General features: G+C 43.0%; 18 protein-coding genes. 1 reads left to right on the forward strand and 17 read right to left on the reverse strand.

The window, feature by feature from the left end; all coding sequences use genetic code 11:
* Position 1: 1 nt before the first annotated feature.
* The 15 genes from MHH46_RS18500 to MHH46_RS18570 form a co-directional block, all read right to left on the reverse strand.
* Positions 2-976 carry a sugar ABC transporter permease gene (locus MHH46_RS18500; RefSeq protein ID WP_076129849.1) on the reverse strand — a complete coding sequence of 325 codons (975 nt, stop codon included), beginning with the start codon at positions 974-976 and terminating at the stop codon, positions 2-4.
* 195 nt (positions 977-1,171) lie between these two features.
* On the reverse strand, positions 1,172-3,403 hold the full coding sequence (locus MHH46_RS18505; RefSeq protein ID WP_076190992.1) for an AraC family transcriptional regulator: 2,232 nt from the start codon (positions 3,401-3,403) through the stop codon (positions 1,172-1,174).
* Positions 3,404-3,626: 223 nt separating this feature from the next.
* Positions 3,627-4,244, reverse strand: coding sequence for a glycerol-3-phosphate acyltransferase (locus MHH46_RS18510; RefSeq protein WP_076190989.1), 618 nt, complete (start codon positions 4,242-4,244; stop codon positions 3,627-3,629).
* Complete coding sequence (locus MHH46_RS18515) at positions 4,244-5,335, reverse strand: glycosyltransferase family 2 protein (RefSeq protein WP_076190987.1); 1,092 nt, start codon at positions 5,333-5,335, stop codon at positions 4,244-4,246. The genes MHH46_RS18510 and MHH46_RS18515 overlap by 1 nt, the downstream gene beginning before the upstream one ends.
* A gap of 65 nt (positions 5,336-5,400) precedes the next feature.
* Complete coding sequence (locus MHH46_RS18520; protein ID WP_076190985.1) at positions 5,401-6,603, reverse strand: sugar MFS transporter; 1,203 nt, start codon at positions 6,601-6,603, stop codon at positions 5,401-5,403.
* A gap of 10 nt (positions 6,604-6,613) precedes the next feature.
* Complete coding sequence (locus tag MHH46_RS18525; protein WP_076190984.1) at positions 6,614-7,651, reverse strand: ROK family protein; 1,038 nt, start codon at positions 7,649-7,651, stop codon at positions 6,614-6,616.
* 186 nt (positions 7,652-7,837) lie between these two features.
* The gene (locus tag MHH46_RS18530; protein WP_256716521.1) at positions 7,838-8,353 is read right to left on the reverse strand and encodes a GNAT family N-acetyltransferase; all 516 of its coding nucleotides are present in this window, start codon (positions 8,351-8,353) and stop codon (positions 7,838-7,840) included.
* Positions 8,354-8,355: 2 nt separating this feature from the next.
* On the reverse strand, positions 8,356-9,558 hold the full coding sequence (locus MHH46_RS18535; RefSeq protein ID WP_076190982.1) for a Gfo/Idh/MocA family protein: 1,203 nt from the start codon (positions 9,556-9,558) through the stop codon (positions 8,356-8,358).
* On the reverse strand, positions 9,555-10,415 hold the full coding sequence (locus tag MHH46_RS18540; RefSeq protein ID WP_076190981.1) for a metallophosphoesterase: 861 nt from the start codon (positions 10,413-10,415) through the stop codon (positions 9,555-9,557). The genes MHH46_RS18535 and MHH46_RS18540 overlap by 4 nt, the downstream gene beginning before the upstream one ends.
* A gap of 12 nt (positions 10,416-10,427) precedes the next feature.
* Complete coding sequence (locus MHH46_RS18545; RefSeq protein WP_081387792.1) at positions 10,428-11,264, reverse strand: carbohydrate ABC transporter permease; 837 nt, start codon at positions 11,262-11,264, stop codon at positions 10,428-10,430.
* Between the two features lie 84 nt (positions 11,265-11,348).
* Positions 11,349-12,239, reverse strand: a complete 891-nt coding sequence (locus MHH46_RS18550) for a carbohydrate ABC transporter permease (RefSeq protein ID WP_076190980.1) — start codon at positions 12,237-12,239, stop codon at positions 11,349-11,351.
* A 104-nt stretch (positions 12,240-12,343) separates the two neighbouring features.
* Entirely contained in the window at positions 12,344-13,720 is a 1,377-nt protein-coding gene (locus MHH46_RS18555; protein WP_076190979.1) for an ABC transporter substrate-binding protein, read from the reverse strand.
* Between the two features lie 33 nt (positions 13,721-13,753).
* On the reverse strand, positions 13,754-14,644 hold the full coding sequence (locus tag MHH46_RS18560; RefSeq protein WP_076190976.1) for a DUF6923 family protein: 891 nt from the start codon (positions 14,642-14,644) through the stop codon (positions 13,754-13,756).
* 138 nt (positions 14,645-14,782) lie between these two features.
* Positions 14,783-15,637, reverse strand: a complete 855-nt coding sequence (locus MHH46_RS18565; RefSeq protein ID WP_076190973.1) for an AraC family transcriptional regulator — start codon at positions 15,635-15,637, stop codon at positions 14,783-14,785.
* Positions 15,638-15,821: 184 nt separating this feature from the next.
* Positions 15,822-17,933, reverse strand: coding sequence for a glycoside hydrolase family 52 protein (locus MHH46_RS18570; protein ID WP_076191049.1), 2,112 nt, complete (start codon positions 17,931-17,933; stop codon positions 15,822-15,824).
* 173 nt (positions 17,934-18,106) lie between these two features.
* Here MHH46_RS18570 and MHH46_RS18575 point away from each other — a divergent pair, with 173 nt between their 5' ends.
* Positions 18,107-19,021, forward strand: a complete 915-nt coding sequence (locus MHH46_RS18575) for a helix-turn-helix domain-containing protein (RefSeq protein WP_076129835.1) — start codon at positions 18,107-18,109, stop codon at positions 19,019-19,021.
* Positions 19,022-19,099: 78 nt separating this feature from the next.
* Here MHH46_RS18575 and MHH46_RS18580 read toward each other — a convergent pair whose 3' ends face one another.
* Both MHH46_RS18580 and MHH46_RS18585 read right to left on the reverse strand, forming a co-directional pair.
* Complete coding sequence (locus tag MHH46_RS18580; protein ID WP_175619013.1) at positions 19,100-19,936, reverse strand: carbohydrate ABC transporter permease; 837 nt, start codon at positions 19,934-19,936, stop codon at positions 19,100-19,102.
* 1 nt (position 19,937) lies between these two features.
* Entirely contained in the window at positions 19,938-20,876 is a 939-nt protein-coding gene (locus MHH46_RS18585; protein WP_076129834.1) for a carbohydrate ABC transporter permease, read from the reverse strand.
* Positions 20,877-20,923 lie beyond the last annotated feature (47 nt).

The raw sequence follows: 20,923 nt of genomic DNA on the forward strand, positions 1-20,923 counted from the left end.
ATTAATAAAGACCTTCCTGCCCCATTTTTTTCGTTATGAAGTTAGCAAATAACACCAGGATAAGACCCACCACATTTTTAAATAATCCAACAGCCGTCGTTAGACTAAACTGAAAGTTTTGCAGACCTATCCGGTACACATAAGTATCTAACGTATCCGCCACCCCATATACAGCTGGTGAATAAAGTGTTAAGACTTGATCGAAGCCAGCATCCAGCACACTCCCTACCCGAAGAATAAGCAGAATAGCAATCACCGGCAGGATCGAAGGAATGGTGATAAATAACGTTTGTTTCCAGCGATTGGCTCCGTCCAGAACTGCAGCTTCGTACATTTGGGAATCGATGCTTGCTAATGCAGCTAAGTATATAATCGTTCCCCAGCCGATTTCCTTCCATATTCCTGACATAACGAGCGTAAAGCGGAAATATTTCTCGCTGCCTAAAAAGTAAATGGGATCAAAGCCGAGCCACTGAATAATATAATTGACCACACCGGAATTCGGAGATAACAAAGTGATCAATATCCCCCCTATAACGATCCAGGATAAGAAATGGGGTAAATAGGATATCGTCTGTGCAACCTTCTTGAAGAAGGAAAACCTAAGTTCATTAAATAACAGCGCCAATATGATCGGTGCAGGAAAACCAAAAATAATATGGTAAAAACTGATAATAAGCGTGTTCTTAATGATTTTCCAAAAGTCGGGTGAAGCTGTGAACAAGTATTCGAAATGCTTTAAGCCGACCCAAGGACTTCCCCAAATTCCATCACGAATAAAATAATCTTTAAAGGCCAGTTGAATGCCATACATCGGGCCATAAGCAAATACGGTATACCAGATGATCACGGGAGCTAGTAATAAGAATAAATATTTGTTTTTTTTGTATTGGCGCCAAGTATGTGTCCACCTCGAGACTTTCGGCTTAAGATTCTCTCCCTGTTTTTGAATGCCAGCAGTGCTTGCCGGGTTCATAGTTGTTTTCTCCTTCCGAATACGATTTTGCGTTAAGACTGTGTCTGAACACCCCTTACGTTAGGGCATTGTAAGCGCTTTTTCTATTGTAAATTCATTAAAATCAGTAAATTATCTTCGTATTGGGGCTATAATTTTTCGAACAAAAGAAAAGACAATCGCGAGACGATTGCCTTTTCCACATGGATTGGAGAATTATGCACTTGAATGGTTCGAATGGTTTGCATTGCCTGCGTTCCTATACTGGACCGGTGTAACTCCGTAACGTGTTTTGAATTTGTTGTGAAAATATTGCGGGTTACGATAACCCACCTGAGCAGAAATCTCAGCCACGGACAGCTGCTTTTTTTCTCTTAATAAATCAGCCGCCTTCTCCAACCGCACTCGGGTTACATATTCAGTGAACGATTCATTCATAACGGTTCCGAACAAGGTAGAAATATACGATGGCGCCAACGAAGCAACCTCAGATAATTTATTTAGCGATAAATCCTCTTGAATATTATCATCGATAAAGATTTTTAATTTATGAATGATCTCTGTATGTGCGTGGTTTCCTGACTCTTGAATATAAGCTGTAATTTGTGCCGATAAATCACGAATGGAATCAAGGGTTTCGGCCAACGTCTCCTTTTTGAACTCATCGAACAGACTGGAAGGCGAAACGATTTGTTGCAGATCAAGCTCAATAATGGTCTGATACAGGACCGTAACCAACTGAAGCAGGCCTAACTCAACCGTCTCCAATTGGACATCACCTTTCTCCATGACCCTTTGGAAATCGTCCATAAACCTGTTCATCGTAACGTCATTGCCCGCCTTTAAGGCATTTTTATAAAGATCAAAAGAGAATAAGTGTGGCGTAACATCGTTAAGCGGGATATGTGAATACCGCGCAATAGCTTCCGAACCATAGATAAACCGATATCGATAGGCATGTAAGGCATTTTGATACGAAAAGGGGATTTCTTCAGGTGCCTGAACCTTCGATCCAAGCGCTGCTCCAAAGTGTAGTTGCTCAGGCAACACATTTTTTATAAGCTCCAGTTCCTTCAATAATAAAAGCTCCAGCTCTTCGTGATCCTTATTCAACTCACTGAAATAGATAAGCGCCGCTTCCTGGGTATTTAAGCTGACGAATTTATAAAAGCTATAGGCAGCATGCTGTTCATAAAAAGCCCTGAATTCCTCGCAATCTCCCTTAGTTATACGAATATAGCTAGTCATGTAATGACATTGCAAAGGTAAATAATCGTAGTAATCCGAGCCAACGCCTGCACCTAATACCAGATTTTTTAGTTCATTCACTTTAGCTTTAGATTCTAAGGTTTCGATTTTTTGACCTAGCTTTGAGATTGTACTACCAATAATAGCGAATTCATTTTGCGAATAGTTTACGGTGCCTGGATGATAAAAGCTGCGAACATTGTTAACAAGCTTCTTCATCGGAACATATACACGTTTGGAAATCAAATAAGCGAATAGAAGCCCAATTAACAATACCAGGATACAGCTGACAAATATTTGGCTCTTCAGCTGCTTTGATGAGGATACAAATGAATTCATAGGCCGTATTAATACGTATTTCCATTGATTATTCGAGGTTTGGTCATTTTTAAAAGACAACACATATTTGTCGCGTTTATTATAATGAATTTCCTTATTATTCCCTGCTGACTTCATCCATTGCTTAGCAGTCTTAAGCCCCTCTTCGACGTTCGAGCCCGTATGGATAATAGGGCTGCCCTTTTCATCAAAAGCATATAGCTTTTCCATCGGCGAGCTCATCGTGCTGGAAATCATTTTATTGATGTATTCTAAGCTAACGTCAATGTACATGGTGCCTGTTGATGTTTTTGATAAAGCACCATAGGGAAGGGCGATTGCGTAAGTCAACACCTCTTCTTCATCCGATAACGTTCTATATGTCCAGCGGTTTAAGGCTGGTGTCACTGAAGTTTTCAAGAAGGAAGCATCTGGAGAATTGTCCAGCTTCGAATAAAATTGGCTGTTATCGATGATATAATTTCCTTTCTCGAAGTATGTGGATATTTTGTAAACGCCTTCATTAGTAAGCTTGAAAATTTCGAGATCCTTGCGAAAAGCTAATATTCTGCTCGTATTGCCTTCCCATTCACTGTCCAGTAAATAATTCAGCATAGACTGATTTTCTAACGACAAGGTAGACACTGCTCGGTTGCGGATACTGTTTTCGTATTTTTGCAGCAGCGTATTCTCCACAAAATCACTTGAAGTCATCAGTCGTTGCTTACTGTCTCTGGCAATCTCATCCACCATTAAGCGATTAGCCTGAACATACAGATAACTGCCCACAAGTCCGATTAAAACAACGGCTAATAATGTGAATGAAAAAATCAGATGGGTAAACCATGTGCCTCCATTTCTTACTCTGCCGCCGATCTTCATCACAAGCCCCCCTTTAGTTCATAACCCTATCTCTGTAACTTTCTAAATTGAAAGCATTTATAATTAAAGATACTAAAATGCACCAACTTTAGCCATTATAAAATCTTCTGTTTAAAGATAACGCATCTTATAAAACCGAAAAAAACAGGCTTCCCCGAAATTAATCGCTGGAAACCTGTTTATTAACCTATACAAAACATCTATCGCGACAAAGAAAGTAACTTCAATGCCCCCGCTCCCTTTTTGAATATTCCTTCACCCATGCAATCCATTCTAACCTGTGCGTATACATAAGGATCACAAAGCTCCCAAACCATACCCACAGGATAGGAGCAGACCACTTACTGATGCACAAATAAACAAAAAGGAGCAGCATTCCGCTAACCACTTGCACACCATCCGAGACAGGTGAATTCCCTCTGCTTTTGTACCCGCTGCCGAGCACTTTCAACACTGCCAGGATAACTGCTAATGCTAAAGAGGCCTTGAATCCTGTCAACGCGCTCCATACCCCAAAGGTTACGGCGATCGCCTTCCCTCCTTTTCCTTTAAGAAATGGAGAGAAGGCATGACCGGCAATAGGAGCTAAGGCTAGCGGAATAATGAAATAACCCTGACTATAATGACTTTCCATTACCCATAAAAGAGGCAAATATCCTTTTAAAAAATCCAACAACACCCCAAAAATTCCGAATTTATAGCCAGATGACTTCCATAGATTCAAAGCCCCCGGATTACCGTCGCCAATGTCTTTCAAGTTCTTTTTACGCGCAAGACCAAGCCAATAGGAAAACATAAGAGATCCCGACAAAAATAAACCCGCGACCCACAATATGATCATTAGTCCCTAGGGCCTCCCACCTGGATCTGCCTTCCTTTCCAGCTTACATGCCTCAGAAAAACAACCTGATAAATCGAATACAGCATGATCAAGATAAAGAAAACAGTTGCCACCACGTGAAATACAGGAATAACGATGCCAAATACACCTACATATTTTATAAAATAAAAGAGCTGGAACATATAAAGGAGATAACCGATCAATAAAGGCATAAACCAGGTAGTATTCGCAAAAATAAACACAGTTTCTGAGATGATGAGTCCGATCACCCAAAGCGCGATTGGAATAATTGTCCGCGGACTTATCGTTGAGGTGCTTAAGACAGCCCCTTTACTGAAGCCTTCAATCTCACTTTTTATCCCCTTCGGATACATACGAAAAGATACTAAGCCATAACCGATAAAATTTCTAATGGGAACACCTGCAGCGATAAACTTCTCTCCTAAAGACAAATCATCCAGCACTTCAGATCTAATGCTTTGATGGCCATTAACTTTTTCATAATCCTGCCTTAAAGCTAGAATACACGAACCGTATAATCCTTTTTTAGCGTTATTCTTTTCAAAAACAGAGGTGAATGTGAAGATCCCCAGCATATTCATGATTAAGGCAAGTTTCTCAAACAGCTTTTCTGTATGATGAAAAGGAACTACCGAAATGACACCTTTCGATAGCTCCCTTGCTTTTAATAATGAGGCCAGAGCGTTAGGCTTTAACCGGATATCTGCATCCAGAAAAGCAAAAATATCGCCCGAGGCTTGTAAATACCCATTCCAGATTGCCCAGCTCTTGCCCGTCCATCCCTCAGGGAGACTGCTGTTGGCAATAACCTTAACTCCATAGCTTTCGGCAATTTCCTTGGTCCGATCCTCCGAGAAATCATCCACAACAATAATTTCATAGGGGGTAATGGTTTGGAGCTGGAGTGAGTCGAGCAGAAAACGCAAATTGTATTCTTCATTTCTTGCGGGGATGATGATGGACAATTTCTCCGGTCCTTGAAAATGTTCGTGATCGGCAGCCAATATATTCTTTCTAAACAATATAAAACCGGAGAGACATCCAACACCTATAATAATTAACAACCACATTTACAGCTCCCCCCTCCTATAGCTATATATATGAAGGGTTAGTCCGTAATATATTCAATTCAAATTTAACCGACATTTACTTTTGCTGAGTATTGATTAAGCTTTTCTGTACACAAGAGCATAACGATGGCGAAAAAAACGATCATTGCAGGAAAAATACCCAGCGTGAATTTCGAAGCTAATAAGCCGATAAAAGGCGGCATCAGCGTGGTGCCGGTATAAGCTGTTGCCATCTGAAAGCCCATAATCGACTGAGCATGTTTCTTCCCGAATCGTACAGGGGTTTCATGTAGCATACACGGAAAAATAGGGGCTAACCCTAAACCTATAATCATAAATCCTACAAGTGAAACTATAGTTGGAAGCGGCAATACTAACAGCACCGTACCGATTAAAGCAATGAGCTGGCCATATCGAATTAGCTGTTTATTACTCATTTTAAAAGTAATGAAACCCGTCACCATTCTACCAAAGGTAATCCCTAGATAAAAAAATGATACCCATGTCGCTGCAGTTGATGCAGGAATGTCTTTAATGTTTACAAGAAAGCTGCTCCCCCATAAGCCCATACTCGTTTCGATGGCAGAATAAAATAAAAAGGTTAACATTGCTAGCTTTACCCCTCTTAATTTCCATGGTTTTGTGTTCTCTGCGGCATACTCTAGCTCCGGATGATTGAACTCAGGATCACTTTCAGCATTCGGGTGGTTATTGCTCCCAGCCACTCTATCCCATAAAGGCAGTGTAACGAATAAAATAATGACTAAGCTCAATTGTATGTAAGCAACCGTAAGATAACCTTGCCGCCATAGACCTTCTCCAGAGATAAAAGAGCCCATAATAATAGGACCCAGCGTGGCGCCCACTCCCCAGAAACAGTGTAACCAACTCATATGATGGGCTTTATAATGCGTAGCCACATAACTATTTAATCCGGCATCTACAGATCCCGCACCTAAACCAAGTGGAATTGCAGCAATAATTAACCAGACTAACGAAGGTGACCCTGCAAAACCAAGCAACGCTACAGCAGTCATGATACAGCTAATAAGAGTTACTTTCCCTGTACCAAAACGTTTAAGGATAACACCACTCATTAAACTGGACACAATTGTCCCTACTGCAATAACCATCGAAAGAATTCCAGCAGTACCTAATGAAGCATTTAAGTCCATTCTCATCACTGGCCAAGCGGAGCCAAGCAATGAATCCGGCAAGCCTAAACTAATAAATGCTAAATAAATAATAATAAGAAAAAAAGTTGCCATAGTTATCTCCTTAATTGTTCTCATCTATTTGTTGTGAAACTAATAAGCCTAATCCAAGACTTTGTAATCCATTCAGATAATCACGTTTCAAGTTACTTACCGCTAACGCTGGAAGATGCTCCTTCGGAACGTATGTTGCACTCCGTTCATAGATTTGATTAAGCATGGCTGGAGCTAATTCATCCTCACAAAAAATAATATAATGCGGATTCAAAATAGAAGTCATAGTAGCCACTAATCGACTAATCGCATCCACACTATGATTCGATTGCATATTTGATCCACCAGGATCTCCAGTTAATGCCTCTATGAAATTTTTATGATCATACTGTGGCAAAAATTGAACTTCTCCTGAAAAAAACGTCTTTCCTCGCACGATTTCACCATTGACCGCGATCCCAGCCCCCGGACCATTTTTCCCTAAATACAGATACATTAGAGATATATTCTCTTTCAAATTTCGTTGCGTCATATAGCCGATTACAGCGGCATTCATATCATTTTCCACGATTGTCGGAATAGATAGTTGATCTTCTATGTGTCTTTTCAAATCTAAATTCTGATATTTCTCATAACCCGGAATCAGAAAAATCTGCCCATGATTCACCGCACCTGGAACTCCAATAGCCACAGATTGGATTTTAGGATTGGCCTTTTTTTCATCTTCAATAAGCATGACCAGTTTACTAACATCTTCCTCAAGAATACTGGGCAAACTCCCTTCTTTGATTACCTCACCAATGCAATTATAGATGGTATAATTGGTTTCATTTTTTTCCAAAAAAACAGCCATCCCTAACCGATAATTCGGATTATAGGTGTATCTTATTGCCCTTCTTCCCCCACTTGACTCATCCAGACCGCTGACCGTTATTTCCCCTGCCTCTTCCATCTGCATTAGAAATTTGCTTATCGTTGGGAAACTGTATTGCAATTTATGGCTTAACTCTGCCTTCGTTGCTTTTCCTAGTTCTAATAATGCTGTTCGAATATTTCGGATAATTTCAGATTTCATTTGCTGTGAAGGAAGTCGTTTCTCACTCGCCATGGCTCTCCCATCCTCTCACCTATAGTCATACTGACTTATTAAACGCGTTTAATAAGTCAGTATGACTATAGCAGCAATACGATCTAACGACAAGTTAATTATTGAATCAAGCTCCTTCAGTAGGTGCAGGAATGAAATAAGGAGGCGTATAGCCCCCCTAATCCCTCGCATTTATCATTATCAAAATCAAAGCCTTTGCAGGATTCGTTCCCACCTTCCAGGATGACTATCGTCTAAGTACACCGGCTGAAATCCTAATTTCAAATAAATACGGATGGCGGGCAATCTGAAATCATCGGTTTCTAAAGAGGTTGCCGCTCCACCTGATTCTCTTATTTTGTGCAAACCAGCAAGACTTACAGCATAACCGAGGCCTTTGCCAGAATATTCCGGAAGCACTCCAACCATATGCAAGTACCAGCTCTTAGGGTCTCCACTGCCTAATTCCCAGGCCGTAGCTGTCGCTACAGGCTGATCCCCGCGGCAAATGAACAACAAGCGATCCGAATACAAGGGTACATGATCACTGATTTTATCTACGAATTTAACTTCTCTCGTAAAAGAATGACGGATAAGATCCTCCCAATTTCGTTCGTCCTCCGGCTGGAAGGACGTAAGCCGATACCCAGCGGGGCAATGAAAAGCAGGCAAGTCGGACAGCATTTCTTTTTTCATTACAAGTTTGGAAAGCGCCTGTTCCACCGTCAAATTCTCACCTTCGATCTAAAATCAGGAAAAGCTATAACTTTCCCACCCATCTCTACAGATTCCATAGATAATGTAAACACAGAGCTCCAAGTAACGGCATCATATACGTCCACCGAAGGGGTGCGATCCTCCTGAATCGCGGAAATGAATTCCTCAAGCACCATAAAATCACCTCCGCCATGTTTCGTCCCAGCAGCGTATTCGCCCCATTTTTTCCATGTTGGATGATCATAAAGTGGCTGATAGCTGCTTAACGGCTCCCACAATTCCTCTCCATCCGCTATATTTTTGGGCGAAAGATTCCTGAACCAGATCAAATCTTCCTCTTGCTGATGGCGGCCCGTAATATACGCCCCTTCAGTTCCTTGCAGCAAATAATGAGTTTTATTATGTGGTCGTACAGAGCTCCAATCTACACGCAGCTCAATCAGTACACCCTTTTCCGTTTGGATGACCGCAACCGCACTGTCGCCTTGCCGCCAGAAACCTTCACGCGCTGCCGGATGATCTTTTCCATAATGCTCTCCAAAATAATATTGTAAGGATCTTGATTTTGAAACAAAAGTCGAGATGCTTTTTAATCGATCTCCATCAGGCTTATTGAGATTAATCCATTGGGCAACTGGACCTATAGAATGCGTCGGATAATTGATCCCGTTATACTGCTGATGTAATTGCCCCCGCCAAGTCAGAGATCCATCCGGATGATGAGTCAAGTGACGCAAATCATGGATGTATCCGCCTTCCAGATAAGTAATTTCACCGAACATGCCTTGATCCGCCATATGTTTAATCGTCAGATTGGAGCGCGAGAAGCAGTAATTTTCAGACATCATATATTTAAGTCCAGTTTGTTCAACAGTTTCGATAAGCTCCCAAGCTTCCTCTAAAGATTGGATCGAAATCACTTCGCTTAGGACATGCTTACCCGCTTTTAAAGCATCAATAGATTGTCTGGCATGCAAATGCATGGGGCTTAAGATAAACACCGCATCAATTGCCGAATCTTTTAACATTTCATGATAATCCCGATAGGTTCGGATGTCCGGAAATTTCTCTTTCCATTGATTAAGAACCCACTCATTCAAGTCACAAGTAGCGGTCAGATGTATCCGATCCGATAGAGAGTATAGTGCATTCATAAAACTGGCCCCGCGATTCCCGCCTACTATGGCTAATCTTACTGGCTGGCGATTCATTGTTGGTCCACCTGCTTTCTGTCCCTTTGAAGTCGATTGATGATTAGTTCCTGATCTCTCGCCTTCCCTTCAGCCTGCGGATATTTTTCATAATCAAAAATGCTGAGGGTAAATAATGAAGACCATTTACTTAATTGCTCGCTCGCCAGACTCACCATCTCTAACCGGATCTCATCTTCAAGCACAGTGAGAATTCGAGCAGCAGGAATATCCAGAATGGAGGCCGTTTGAATGAAATGCCAGTTTTCTTGTCTAACGATGGAATGTACATGATTATGGCCGTTAAAATAAAAACCCACACCTTGCCACTGCTTCAATATCGGCCAAATATCCAAGCTGGGATCCAGTGACATCATCGGTTCGGTTGATCTAGCCGTCGTATTATACAAGGGATGATGGCCAAAAACGAATAGTGGCTTATCTGTAGTCCGCTTCATTTGTGCTTCGAGCCAGGCTAACTGTTCATCATCAAGCGTTCCGCTCCAATCGTCACGATTTTCCCGTGCGGTATCCAGCAATATAATGATCGCATGGGTCTCTTCAATCACACTGTATCGCTGCTGCCGGGTGACGGAAAGGATTTCTTGCTTAGGATAAGTGTACGTATCATGATTGCCAAGAACATGTAGAAAACGCCTGGAATGCTTGCTGTCCTTAATCTTACCCATGATATAATTAAATTCGCTAAATTCTCCTGCATGCACCATATCTCCCACAGAAATATGATAATCGGCTGGGATGGACAAAAATAGATTCATAAATTGCTCGTAAAAAGCATCTCGTGCCTCTTTAATCAAAACCTTGTTGTTTAACAATTCGTCCGGATAATGTAAGTCTCCGATAATCGCCAGCCTCATAAATGCCTCCTCCTAACCTTTAATGCCAGAGCTCATAAAACTACCTATCACTTGCCGTTGGAACAATAAAAATCCAATCATTAAGGGTGCCGAGACAATCAGCGTAGCCGCGCAGACATCAGACCACTGTGCGCCTGATTCCGTGGCTTTTGCGAACATCGCCAATCCTACAGTTAACAAGCGATTTTCCTCTGAATTGGTTACAATTAACGGCCACAAGAAATCATTCCAATGAAAGCTGACCGACACGATGGCAAAGGACACATAAATCGGGCGTGACAGTGGAACATAGATTCTGGAAAGAATACGCAGCCGTGAGGCGCCTTCCACCCGGGCAGCTTCATCGAGCTCATAGGGTAATTGCTTAAAGGATTGTCTTAAGAGAAACACTCCAAAGGAGGAGGCAAAGTAAGGCAGTATAATCCCCAGCTTGGTATCCAGCAGACCCATTTCGTTCAACACTTGATAGTTGGAAAAGATAAGAACATCCGGCGGCACCATAATTTGCACCAAAAATAACAGGAACAGCAGCTCTTTTCCAAAGAAACGTACCCGTGCGAACGCATAAGCAGCCATTGTCATCGTAACGAGTTGCACAGCTAGCACAACACCGCACACCAGCAATGTATTCATTAAAAATCGTCCAAAAGGCGCTCCATTCCAGACATGAATCAAATTCTCGAACGTAAAGCCCCAAGACCAGCCCGAATCGATAGCGACGTCTTTAGGTAAAAAAGCCGTTCTGACCACCCATAGGAAGGGAATGATCCAGACCGCGGCAAAAGTAAATCCAACCACATGCCACAGTATCTGCTGGATTCGGCGCTTCGTTTTTTCTAAGTTCAACATGCGCTCCTCTTCTAAAGCTTTACGTGTATTCTGCCTTAATACTAAGTGCAGCTTTAATGGATTATCCTCCACGGATTCCACCTCCTATTCATAATGAATTTTCCGATCCCAGCCAAAAAACTGCAAAGAGGAAATCAGGAGCAGCAACACGATCATGACCACCGTCATCGATGCGGCCATTCCTTGATCGTAGAAATTAAAAGTGGACTCGTAGATATAATAAAGCAGCAGGTTGCTTGCATTGTTCGGGCCGCCTTTTGTCATAATCCAGAGATGGTCAACCAGCTTAAAGGAATTCGTTATCGCCACAACAGCCACGAACAGCGTAGTTGGCATCGTAAGCGGAATTGTAATTCTACGGATGGAGGTGAACGTACCAACTCCGCTTACTGCAGCCGCTTCATATAAATCCTTAGGAATCTGCTGCATTCCTGCTAAATAAAAAATCATAAAATATCCGGCTTCTTTCCAAATCATCATGATGACTAATGCGCCCATCACCGTATTAGGTGTTCCCAGCAAATTCACAGGCTGATCTGCGATCCAAAAAGCCAGTCTGGCGAAAAGACCAAAATGAGGGGTATACAGAAACAACCAAATGTTCGCCACCGCGATCATTGGGATCATATTCGGATAGAAAAAGGAAAGACGTGCCAGTCCCCGCCCTTTTATCGCTTTGTCGGCAAACAGTGCCATCAAGAAAGCCAAAACTATTGAGGTTGGTACTGTGCCAAGAGCGAACCATATATTGTTACTGAACACCTTCAAAAAAACATGGTCATGCAATAGATTAGCGTAATTCTCAAATCCTACGAACAAAGGCTCAGGAGTTGCTAAGTTTTTCTCATAAAAGCTGAGCCAAAGCGATTTAAACATAGGGTAATAAGTAAACAAGCAAAGAAAGAGCAGCGAAGGCAACACAAGTCCCCAGCCGAATCCGTTTCGTCTAAGCCTCTCACTCCATCCGGCATTCATACCATTCAATCCTTCCCTGTTAAAGGTTTCTAAGATTATTGAATAATGGAATGACGCCAGAACATGCTACCAAGGCTGTCCTGGCGTACCCCATACCTTAATAATTACTTATTGAAGGGAGCTAGTGCCTGATCTGCTTCTGCTTGCGCTTTTTTGAGCGCACCTGCGGCATCAATCTCTCCTGCCAATGCCGCTTGAATCTGATTCGTTATTGCCGTCGATACTTTACCATGATTATGAGTGGATAATTCCCGGAACGCATATTCCAGCTGGTTTCTTGCAACCAATGCTTGCGGGAAATCCGCCGTATATTTCTTCATTGCATCTGTATCATATGCGGATTTTCTTACGCCAACATAACCGGATGAGCTGCTGAAGAGGGCCGCCTGTTCCGAAGCCGTCATGTATTTGGCGAATTCCCAAGCTGCAGCTTGTTTTTCAGGAGAGCTGTCCTTGAAAATATACAGATTACCGCCACCAGTGGGTGATCCAAATTGCTTTTGTGCAGGTGGGAACGCTACACCGAATTCGAATTTCGCATTATTTTTTACATTGGTTAAATTGCCGCTTGTATGCATCATCATGGCTGTTTTACCTTGAATGAAATCCGTTGGAACCGTAGCCCAATCAATAACACCTTCCGGCATCGCCTTATATTTATGGGATAAATCCAACCAGAATTGCAATGCCTCCACATTCTCCGGTGTATCAAACATCGCTTTTTTGCCATCGGAAGACATTATGTTTTGCTTCGGATCAGAAGCATTTTGCCGAGCAAGCATTTGAAACATCCAATACGAATCATCATTGCCCGGAATTTCCAGCCCAACGTGACCGTCTTTGTTCAGCTTCTTAGCATAGGTTACAAGCTCATCCCATGTAGTGGGTGGTTTCTCTGGATCAAGTCCTGCGGCTTTGAACATTTCTTTGTTGTAATACATAACAATCGTACTTCGCTGAAAGGGCAGGCTGTACGTTTTACCTTCAGACTGAGTATCCTCCACAAAGGCGGGATAAAAGTCTTCCATTTGAATGTCCTTGTCCTTCGCAATATAATCATCCAGCGGAACAATCGCATTCATATCGAGCATGCTGTATAGCTCTGTTGACATCATGACCGCGACATCCGGTGGCTGCTTGGCTTGTACACCCGCTTGGATTTTTACGGTATTATCTCCGTAATTGCCTGTATACACGGGATTAACTTTAATCTCTGGGTGCTGTTCCATGAATGTATTAGCCATCCCATCGATTACTTTAGTAAGAGGACCCCCCACATTAACCGGATAATAAAAGGTAATCTCCACCGGCTTAGTAGCTGGAGTCTCTGTGGATTCAGGAGTTGCTGCGATTGCTGTAGGCTGAGCGTTATTAGCTTTCGCTTTGGCTTCAACTGTACTGTTATTGGCTTGACCGCAGCCCGCTACTGCCAACATCGAAATGGATAATAACGTTAGAATGGTTTTGGATTGCTTTAGCATTTCTGTTAGCCCCTTTTTTCGCTTGGATTTGAATTAGAATGCATAATGGCGAAAGTTCACACTAATACGATTTGAGCCTACATCAAGAATATGAAGCTGTGCACCATCAGCGGTGGGCAATACAGCAATTCCTTGAGCTTCTGTACCACTAGGCAGATTGCGATCAAAGGCCACAGATACGTTTCCAGTCTCCGGATCAATCTGGTAAATCGTTTGGGTCGCGTTATCCGTAGAGGCATATAGAATACCGTTGTACACTTCGGCACCTTGAATTCGATCAATGCTTTGGGAAAGTGGAACGGTTGTGATTACATGCATATCGTCGAGGCTAAGGACATTCAAGACGCTTGCATTACTCCACTGAGCTGTATAAACCTGACCGCGAGCGGCATCCACCGCTACCCATGGTACACCGCCAATATGCAAATTCAGCGGCAAAGCATAGGATGTGCCTGTATATTTCAAAGTGTTCACATCATAGAGGGCGATGTAAGGATGCTGATAGTTATTGCCGTCTTCAATAGGAGCGTATATTTTACCGTTATAGTAGGAAATATCACCGATATGGTCTCCACCTTGGGAGGCTATCTCCAGTGGAATAGCCAATTCATTCCGTGCTTTTACGGATTTTCCATCAAGTCCAGTCCGTAAGAGCCCATACGAGGAATTAAAGATCCATGAATTCCCGTCTGTAGCCACCCCTTGTCCCCGTTCCAGGGCATCAAGTAACCAGAAGGTTTGCTTAGATACTTCATGCCAAGTTCCAGCAGTTGTAGCTGAAGTCGAAGTTGACTCTGCACTGATTTCTACCTCAGTGTTTACTAGGTTATCCGGTCCGACTGGTGTGGCAGATGCTACTAAAGATAAAGAACTGGTTGTAAGTACCCCCGCGCAAATCAGACTGAATAATCTTTTTAATCTCATGTTTTCTCTCCTCCTAATAAGGTTGTAGTTCGGCATTTGTACGCCTTACTTCAACCTTATTATAGGAGCTGGCTGCAGCTCTCTAATTGAACAAAACACTTCATTTCTTGAATAAAACTCTCATTTACAAGAATAAAATTAATAAACCATATGATTAGGCTTGGAGGCGCTTTGATTCGCATACAGCTTTGGGGTTAGGCCGGTTTCTCGTTTGAACAATCTAGTAAAATGTCCTTGATCAGCGAAACCCACCTGAGACGCAATTTCCTTCAACCCAATTTTCCCGGAACGAATAAGAAATTTAGAACGTTCGATTCGCAGCCGGATTAAATAGTTATGGGGGGTATACCCTGTCTGTTGTTTAAAAATCCGAATAAAATGTGATTGGCTCATATTAGCCATGGTTGCGAGATCAGTCAGTTGAATCTCATCTTCCAGCCGCTCACGCATAAATTGAATGACCTGAAATATCTCTTGGTTGGCGGGCGTTTTACTGTTTGAGTGCTGGGGGATCACAGAAGAATAGTGTTGTAACAAATGAATAATTAACATATTCGATAAAGAGTCGCTGTATATTTTCCCTTTGGCACCGCCATTCTGCAATTCCTCCAGCATCCAAAGCCCTAATTGCAGCAGCTTGGAATCCTTGACATGAAATTTGCGGTCCAATTGGATATGGCCTTCCTTCAGATAACCTGATTCACGAGCAATCTCTTCGATGACCGCTGGTGTAATTTCAATTTTCAAAAAATAGAGCGAGGTTCTGCCCCAAGGACAAAGAAGGCTCTCATTACAAGGGGTAATATGAATGGTGTAATAGTTTTCGTAGTAGGCTGTGCAGTGAATCCCAATTAAATATTTTGACTCCGAGGATGGGGTGAAAGCTTGCTGCGGGCTATACCATTGTGAAACCTGAAGCTTATCCCAACCATAAGTATCGCTTGCAAGAACAGGCTGGGTAGTGGTAAAGGACGATTCTTCCATTTCTCTCATATTTCATCCCCCTTTTCCCCTCAATATAACAAGCCTATATACGCTCCGCGTCAATGAGCTGTAAAAGCTATATTAATTTCCTCTCAGCTTCAAAAGGTGTATACTTCGAAACAGCAAAATAGAGGGGTAGCCCCCTCTTAGTATTTTTGCATATTCCGTTTCTACTTATTGAAACTATCTATTCTTATTTCTCATCCAACCACAAAATCGCTGTAACGCCACGCGGATAATATTTACTGCCCGTGATCTCACCGGAAATAATCTGATCGCTCCAGCTCCAGATGGAAAGCTCCGGATGGGTGAGCCAAGCTACGTGAGCACGATCCGCTGCCGCTCCCCGTTCCTCCCATTCCAGTCCCAGAATGCTGCGGGCGATGAATTGGGAGAGATAGATTTTACTGAGCCAGCTATTATTGCTGGTTGAAGAGATTTTCCAGCCTCCGTCTTCGAATAAGCATACTCCCGGCTGTAACACCGCATGCAGATGCTTGTCGAGTGCGCCAATATAGGCGGCGAACCGTCCATTACGATCAAGAGCTTCTTTGCAGCCTGTAAAGTAAGGGAAGACAAGGCCTTCGATAGCCGGAATGATCTTGGAGTCATTGCCTTCTCCAATGACAGCCGGAATATACCCGTCTGCTGTAACACTTGCCACCATTGTTGCGGCGCATTTTTCAGCCTGATCCCCTGCTGTTTTGGACTGTTCCGCACGCCCATGCTCTGCAAATATTTTCTCCATAGCCAAGTAAGCAGCCCAGCATTTTCCTGCCAGATAAATATTGTTACGAGCCTGACCTAAAGACACATCCAGACTGTCATACGTAGTAATTTCGGCTCCGCCCATCGTACGTGAGCTATCAAGCCCCATGACACCATTTCTTTGTTCAGGATCTGGATGATCGCGATTTACCATGCTATCCAGGCATTTCTCCATAATACTCAGATTACGTTCCATCCAGCCGCGGTCGCCTGTATGCTCTGCATAAGTTGCTGCACTCAGCACCCAGTTAACCAATTGTTCATGTGTCATATGTGAGAAACAACCATCAATGCCATAGACCTCATAAGCAGAATATCCCGGACGTGAAACTACGTTGGCTACACCCATATCATGTGTGAAGCTAATTCCACCTGGATACTCTGTATCCTCACCCGGGAAACGCACCGTATCTTCGTAACTGAATCTTTCCACGAACATATCTAGTTCATTACGTACAGTCCAAGGATTCAAACGCAGCTCATAAAATAACTGATCGACGGTAAGATCAAAGGTATTCATCATCCGGTATTCGCCTTCGTTGACGATCCAAAATGGCTTATTCTTGTAGTCCAGCAATTGCGTGGAGCCATAATAACTACGAATCGCATGCGCTAACATAAAGGTTTGATCTGCGGATAGGTCATCATGAGTAAATCTATCGTTAGCTTGCTCCGCTTCTTGCTTAAGGATATCAAATCTAGCTAATGCATATTCAGCCACTGCCTCTATATTGTTGAAATAATGATTGTAGTAATAAGAAGCATCAATTCCTGAGGTGACATAACCTGAACGGTGAAAACAAATAGCAAAGCGGTAAGTTTCTTTTACTCCGGCTGGAACATCCATGATCAAAGCGCCGACTCGTCCCAGTCCAAAGGTCCAATTCTCCTGCAGCTCCTCCGTTAGAATATCCTCCATCGTGAAATGCAGTGCGGACTTTGCAGTTCCTTTTTCCGCAGCAATCGCAATAAATCTTCCTTGGCCAACGCCTGTAATCTCCGATGATACATCATCCAGTCTTCTCATTCCGCTATACACATCTGTTCCCTGAAAACCAAAGAATGCACCGCGCGAGGTGGCGGATGAGGAGTTGTCCACTTCGAGTTCAACCAGCACTGCAGGCAGCAGCACATCCTTCATTTCTTCTATAGAGGCAGTTTCTGGATCCGGTACAGAACGAACGGGGGACAGAATCCGGAAGGTCAAATCACCCGCACTCCAGCTGTCTGTGGCTACATGAAAATCTCTGGAAATCTTATTCTCTTGAAAAGGGAACAGAATATTCTCCTTGTCAGGATTAGGATCCGGATTCTCAATATCATAACGTTTGCTTTCGTCCTCACCCCCGATTTCATGAAATGGCAGTGTATCATATCCCTTCCCGTCAGCACGTTCTAATCCTATGAATATATTTTGTCTAGGTGGTTTTCCAATCTCCAGATCGAAACCTCCACTAGCTCCTTTGAATCCTAAAGTGAAACTCGCAAATGCACCAATCGGTGAATGATGGGCATTAAAAAATTGATTATGCGCCATAAATAATAACACTCCTTCCAGCATGGTCCCGGATACCTCCGGGCTATATCTCCATGTTATCGATCTTTCCGGAAGTACAACAGGGTTAAAGCCTTCTTTTATTTGGGCAAATCAAACATCGATAAAAACCTATGTTATAATGAAGCCAAACTTTACAGTAAAAGAGGATTGAAATGATCTCGAATGATCCCGCTTTTCATAATTCTATTGATGGCCAGATGTCTCCAGACATCCAAGCGGCTTTCCATATCTTCGCCGCGCATTGGAGAAAAGTAAATCCGGATTGGCAATATCCCGTACACACTCATCCTATGTTTGAGATTAACGTTGTACTGCAGGGTGAGCAACATATGACGGTCGGCAATAAATCTTTTATCCAGCAAAGCGGTGATATTTTGTTCATTCGTCCCGGTGTAGAACATAGCAGCCTCGGTTCGAATGCTAGTCGTGACATGACTTATTACTGCCTACATTTTGATATTGATGATCTGATTTTACGGCGAGCTTTATTAACAGCAGACGCTGTTAGTCTAAGTGGCAATACCCCGGAGCTGCGAGCCATTCGTTCCGCTCTAGATGTCATCATAAATTCTTCCATCCTGTCAGAGTCAAAGGACACACACAGAAATCGCCTGATTACATTGCATGCTTCGCTGCAACTTCTAACCGCGCTCAGCGGCTGGGTACTTTCGGAGATGCCCCTCCTGGCAGATACAGAAGCTACGGAAAATACCGTCGCCTTAGCTAACGCCATCGAAGGATTGCTGCAAGGATCTGTCTCCTCTGCTGCAAGCACAGGCGAAAGAGGCGGCGGTATTGAGCACATTGCGGCAAAACTCGGATACAGTACAACTCACTGCAATCGTGTTTTCCACCAAATTTATGGCATGTCGCCAAGACAATATTTATCCCGCTTGATCATTCGTCACGCCAAACTGCTGCTAATGGATAATAGTCTATCTGTCGAATCGGTCGCCCACCGGCTAGGATACCGGGATGTGTCCCATTTCAGCAAGCAATTCAAACGCTGGACAGGTCTCCCGCCAATGGGCTACCGCCGTTTAACCGCGAATCCAAATACGCTTTAGTGATTGTTTCGCATACAAAAAAAAGGGATGTACCCTGCAGCCCACTAAGTGGTTACAGGATATATCCCTTTTTATGAATTAACCCTTCGTTGCACCAGACGCAATCCCCTTAACAAAATACTTCTGCAAGGCGATAAACACAATCAGCACAGGCACAACCGACATTGCTGTTCCTGCAAAAATCATATCCCAACGTGAGGAGAATTCTCCGATATAACGGTAAATTTCCACGACCATAGTTTTAGCCTGTCCTGAAGGCAATACCAGCATCGGCATCAGGAAATCATTCCAGATTCCAAGTCCGTTTAAGACCACCATACTGGCTGTGACGGGTCCTAGCAGCGGGAAAACAATTTTCCAGAATATCGCATAACGAGAACATCCGTCGATCTCTGCCGCTTCTTCAATTTCTCTAGGAATGCCTTTGACAAAGCTTGTATACAGCAGGCACCCAAAGCCCACCGCACCGGCTACATAAATTAGAATTGGACCGGCAAGGCTGCCGTATAACCCCAGCATTCTAAGCTCTTTAAACAGAGGAATCATATACGCCTGAAAAGGGATCATCATTCCTGCTAAAAAGTAAACAAACATGAACCGGGTCCATCTGGCATTTCTGCGTTCAATTGCGTAGCCCGCCATCGGAATAATCAAGACCTGTGCCGCAATAGAAAATGCTGTCAAAATCAGACTATTCAGAATAGCCCGTGGAAACTCTGTTTCGGTTAACAGATATTTAAAGCTGTCCAGATAAAGGGTTTTCGGAAAAGCAATGGCATCCTTCATAATCTCTGCATTACTCTTGAAGGCTGACATCAAATTAAAGAAAATAGGAAAGAAAAAGATAATAGCCACTAATAATGTAACAATGAAAAGTGCGATTTGCCCAACTCTTTTGCGTGTCTGCATCGTCATCTTAGAGCTGCACCTCCCGCTTCTGGAGAACCTTCACTTGGAAGACTGTAATGATGAGTATGATTAAGAACAAGACCATCGCCAGCGCAGTACCAAAACCTTGTCTTAATTCACCAAACCCAACCTTATAAATAATATAAGTTAATGTCTCCGTCTCAAAGCCCGGACCACCATCCGTCATGACGGCAATCTGATCAAAAATCTTCAAGGCGCTGATCATCGATAATACCATACATACAGTCATTGACCCCGCAAGCAGCGGAAAGGTAATATGCCGGAACTGTTGCCAGCCCCCTGCTCCATCAATACTGGCCGCCTCATTCAATTCCTGCGGAATACCTTGCAATCCAGCGAGATAAATGATCATATAATACCCCGCGCCTTTCCAAACGGTAGACAAAATAATCGACAGCATCGCATATTTAGGATTGCCCAACCAATCCACAATCCAGGTTCCAAGCCCAACAGACTCCAGAATCTGATTAAATACACCAAAGTTGTAATTCAGGATCATCGCCCAGACGAAACCCATTACGATTCCACTAAGCAACGTAGGGAAATAAAATACACTTCTGAATAAATTCCGGAACCAGCGTACCTTATCGACCATCATAGCCATTGCAATTGCTGCAATATTCTCTAAAACAACAAGTGAAATAGTCATGATCATCGTATTTTTCAGTGCGTTATGCACCCTTGGACTATTCCAAATTTCCACAAAGTTAGCGAAGCCGATATACCTTACGTTGTCGCTAATGCCATCCCATGAGGTGAAACTTAAATAGACACTGCCTACCGTAGGGACGATAACGAACAAGGTGTACAAAATAAATGATGGTAATATAAACAACAGAGCGTAGGACTGCCATTTTTTCTTTTTCTTTTTGTGCTGCACAGTGCCTATCAATGACTTGTCAGCATTTACTGCGGATGTAGCCATGGCTACTCTCCCTCCCTTAAAGACCGCGCTTGTTAAAAAGAGAACCT

The organism is Paenibacillus sp. FSL H8-0175, assembly GCF_045040615.1.
In the GTDB taxonomy this organism is placed as follows: Bacteria; Bacillota; Bacilli; order Paenibacillales; family Paenibacillaceae; genus Paenibacillus_AQ; species Paenibacillus_AQ odorifer.